The 4,323-nt window shown below is 41.8% G+C and carries 5 protein-coding genes and 1 pseudogene; all 6 read left to right on the forward strand.

What is annotated here, in order from left to right:
- Nucleotides 1-350, forward strand: a 350-nt coding sequence (locus JWQ54_RS02760) for a response regulator transcription factor (protein ID WP_299579844.1), incomplete at its 5' end; no start/stop codon positions are given.
- A 313-nt stretch (nucleotides 351-663) separates the two neighbouring features.
- Nucleotides 664-867: a hypothetical protein gene (locus JWQ54_RS02765; RefSeq protein ID WP_299579847.1), complete on the forward strand. Its 204-nt coding sequence runs from the start codon at nucleotides 664-666 to the stop codon at nucleotides 865-867.
- Nucleotides 868-899: 32 nt separating this feature from the next.
- Nucleotides 900-1,112, forward strand: coding sequence for a hypothetical protein (locus JWQ54_RS02770; protein ID WP_299579849.1), 213 nt, complete (start codon nucleotides 900-902; stop codon nucleotides 1,110-1,112).
- A 243-nt stretch (nucleotides 1,113-1,355) separates the two neighbouring features.
- Nucleotides 1,356-2,936, forward strand: coding sequence for a GMC family oxidoreductase (locus JWQ54_RS02775; RefSeq protein WP_299579851.1), 1,581 nt, complete (start codon nucleotides 1,356-1,358; stop codon nucleotides 2,934-2,936).
- 319 nt (nucleotides 2,937-3,255) lie between these two features.
- The gene (locus JWQ54_RS02780) at nucleotides 3,256-3,696 is read left to right on the forward strand and encodes a MarR family winged helix-turn-helix transcriptional regulator (RefSeq protein WP_299579853.1); all 441 of its coding nucleotides are present in this window, start codon (nucleotides 3,256-3,258) and stop codon (nucleotides 3,694-3,696) included.
- A gap of 59 nt (nucleotides 3,697-3,755) precedes the next feature.
- Nucleotides 3,756-4,323: pseudogene (locus JWQ54_RS02785) on the forward strand (NADP-dependent oxidoreductase); the annotation flags it as partial.

Consider the following 4,323-nt stretch of genomic DNA (forward strand, 5'->3'; position numbering starts at 1 on the left):
CGGGTTATATCTTAAAGAACCAGTTAAATAGTTCGCTGATCGATGCGATTAAGGATCTGCAAACCGGCGGTTCACCCATGAGCCCTTCAATTGCGCGAAGGGTATTAAACATGCTGCAGCATAGTTACCCGGGCAAACGCCAGCGGCCATTAGAAGAATATAATCTTACGGCCCGCGAGAAGGAAGTATTGAGTGCCGTTGTTAACGGCCTGAGTTATAAAATGATCGGCTATGAGTTGAATATCAGCTATGAAACTGTGCGAAGCCATATCAAAAAAATTTACGGAAAATTGCATGTGGCGTCCCTTACTGAAGTAGTTGCAAAAGCCATTAATCAAAATATAGTTTAAACAGTATAAGGCGCTCTTTATTAATAAAATGAGTTAGCAAAGAATTATGACATTTTCTTTATTGTGGAAGAGCATTTCGACTATAACAGGCCTTACGGGATAATTTAATCTTCCGGATTAATAAAGGCAATTTCGCCCGAAACGGACTCCATTATTAGAGGCCATTCACACTATTTCTCTTTTATCAATATAAACATGATAAAACCAATCGTTAACGGGTCACCTTCCCTATTGTGTATATAATCCCCGAATTTGGGGATTGCACTAAGATTATAAAAAGCCAATGTTTACGAACATTTATAATATCAAAACTATGAAAAATTCTTTTTGGCTTTTCGGGTCACATCATTGTGTTATTAACGACCCTCACAATGCTGATTCGGAGTATGATCAGGTTGAAAAAAGATCAAAACCTGGAGTAAAAACACCGCCTCATATACATGGCGGTTATACCGAACTGCTATATGTTATCGAAGGACAAATAACCGTTCACACTAAGAAAAATCAATTACTTTAAACAGTGGTCAGCATTTTTTTATCCCCAAAGGAATGCCGCATTGGCTGGAAGCAACACAAAAACAAGGTATTACCAGAACGCTTCAAACATTTGCCCCAGCCGGCTTTGGGTTATTATTGTCCAAATTTGGAACTGCCGGTCCTGAAAATATACAACCTGCAGAATCTATTGACATGGCACTGTTTGAAAAGCTTTCCGGCGAAACCGGCGATATTACTTTAGGACCAACAGGCAGCAGCCTCTGATTATTGTGATAACGCTGTCGGATACTAAATAACGGCCGGACTGTTGCAATCCGGCTTTTAAATATACGGAAAAGGCAGCAGAATTATTCATTTTGCTGTATCCCCACCAGTGGTGATGTACTTTCCCTGATATCGGTGGCAACAAAAGAACCGGACGTGAGGTAAATTTACAATGTCAAAATCATTAACCGGTTTGCGGCACTAACAAATAAAAAAACTTGCAACAAATAAACTAGTTTTCCTATGTTAAACACAAACAACGTAAGCAACCTGGAGTCCAGATCAAAAAACCGCCAGGCAGGTAGCAATTATGATTATATTATTGTAGGTGCGGGTTCGGCAGGATGTGTTATCGCCCGTCGCCTAATTGACCAAACCGATGCCAGTGTACTGCTCCTGGAGGCTGGTGGTGATAATTATGACCTGCCAAGTATGGTCAATACCGTACAATGGCCTCAAAACATAGGTTCGGCACACGACTATGGCTACCAATATTTACCCAATCCGCTTTTTAATAACCGGACGGTTCACGTGCCTCACGGGAAAATACTGGGTGGCTCAGGAAATATCAATGGCATGATCTGGGCCAGGGGAAACAAATATGATTACAATGGCTGGGCAGCTGCGGGAAACAGCGGATGGAATTATCAATCTGTTTTGCCACTATTTAAAAAAATAGAGGATTGGGAAGACGGAGAGACCGATTTTCATGGAGCCGGAGGTCCTATCGGTATTGAAAGAGCTAAAGATCATGTAATAGCAGATACGATGATCGCAGCTTGTCAAAGTTACGGTTTGCCATTCTTGGATGATGTTAACGCCCCGTCGCCGGAAGGTGTCGGCCGTGGCATCCTAAATGCTAAAAATGGCAGACGGCAGGGGCCGACACGCTATATCGAACCCATTATGGGGCATAAAAATTTAACGTTGCTTACCCAAGCCTGCGTTTATAAATTGAATTTTGAAGGTACACGCTGTATAGGTCTTGACTATGTACAACAGGAGAGATTACATACTGTAGGCGCCAGCATAGAAGTTATCATTTGTGCAGGAGCTTTTGAAACCCCGCGTATTTTGATGCTATCGGGAATAGGCGATTCCCGGGAGCTTAGGCAACTCGGTATCGGCATTGTTGGAGACCTTCCCGGGGTTGGCAAAAACTTACAGGATCATGTTATTATGCATTCCTTGTGTTTTGAAGCAAAAGAACCTTTGGGTGCACCTAATGGTAATTTAGCAAGCAGCACCGCCTTTCTGAAAAGTCAGCCTGGTTTGAAAGCGGCCGATCTCATGATATTAGCTACCCAGGTACCTATTGCAGTGCCTGGGCTGGAACAGCAATATGGTCCTATTCCTCCAAATTCCTTTAGTCTTTTACCCTCCCTGGTCAATATTCAAAGCCGCGGATACCTTAGAATGAAAACATCAGCATATGACGGACCTCTTGACATACAGGGTAATCTCCTAACTGATCCGGCCGATTTAAACGCATTTATAAAACTGGTGGAAATTAGCATGGAGATTGCTTCCCAACCAGCTTTTAAAAAGCTTATTAAAAGGTGGATTATTCCAAAGAAACGGCTTACAGATCGTGAGTCCATCATGCATTTAATAGGCAATGCAGCCAATTCCTATTTCCATCCTACAGGAACGTGTGCCATGGGAGTGGGTCCTGATGCGGTAGTAAATGATCAATTGCTTGTTCACGGTATTACAGGTTTACGGATTGCCGATGCTTCAGTTATGCCTAAGATTACCTGTGCTAACACCATGGCGCCGGTAATGATGATAGCGGAGTTTGCCTCACAATTGATCACAGCGTAATTAATGAAAAAGGAGCTATAGTTATCATGCGCCGGCAGGAATGGACAACATATTGGAACTGCTTTAACGTTCCATTAAATCAAAGAGATGAAAACGACCACATAAAAACGTCATTAATGAATAATGCAGGCAACAAAATTGACTACACTGAAATATTTTCAAGATCTCCTAATGACAAATAATTATGGGTAAATTACAGGGGCGGCTTGTATTTATCTGCCGAAATCATCCCGCAGCAAAGCTGTTGCGAACCAATTGTCCAAACTTTGTCACTATTAAATGACTTGGATATATAATCCATGGTATATATATTTGCGTTATGAAAATTGAGGATGAGATTAAGCAGGAACAGTTTAACAGACCGCAGCATAAAGCAGGGATGAACCTTATTTTTACCGCTAACTGGCTATTGAACGAAATTGCAATTACCCTCAAGCCCATTGGCCTTTCTCTCCAGCAGCTAAACGTCCTGGCAATCTTGAAGGGCCAGCCCAATCATACGGCAACGGTTAACCTGATTCGTGAGCGGCTAATTGATCGGATGCCGAATGTTTCAAGATTGTTAAACAAGCTAATGGACAAAGGATTAATTAAGAAGGACCGCGATCTTTCAGATCAGCGGGTAGTATACATTAACCTCACGCCTGAAGGATTGAAGATTGCATTAAAAGGAAGGGAACTTTTTAACAAAGTTCAGTATGGCGTCACTGATGATCAGGCAGAATTGCTCAACGACCTTTTAAACAAAATCAGGAAGTAAAATTTTTTGTCAAAATATAATCCATGGATTATTATACCGGGGATTTAATAATCAAACGCATGAAAAACAGAAAAATCACATTAAAAAACAGGCCGGTTGGAATGCCGTTGCTGTCCGACTTTAGTAATGAAGAAGAATTGATGCCGGTTATCGGTGAAGGGGAAATCCTTTTGAAATCAGTTTATGTTTCAGTAGATCCATACCTGCGCGGTAAAATGAACGGCACTCATCCGCCCATATTTGAATTAAATGAGCCGGTAGCATCAAAAATCATCGCCGGGGTAGTTGAATCCAATAATGAAAATTTCAAAAAAGGTGACTACGTCTCGGGTTATCTGAACTGGGCAGCGTACCAGGTATCTGATGGAAAAGCATTACAAAAGATCGATCCAAACGCCGTCCCGGTAAGCACGTATTTAGGCGTTTTAGGAATAACCGGATTGTCCGCATATATCGCATTAATGGACATCGGAAAACCTAAAAAAGGCGAAACACTGGTGGTGTCGGGCGCAGCTGGTGCCGTGGGAACAATAGTAGTCCAAATTGGAAAAATTATGGGATGCAAGGTAGTTGGAATTGTGAGTACGGACGAAAAGATAGTGCTCCTTAAAACGAAATTCGGATATG

Source organism: Mucilaginibacter sp., assembly GCF_028288225.1.
Taxonomy (GTDB): domain Bacteria; phylum Bacteroidota; class Bacteroidia; order Sphingobacteriales; family Sphingobacteriaceae; genus Mucilaginibacter.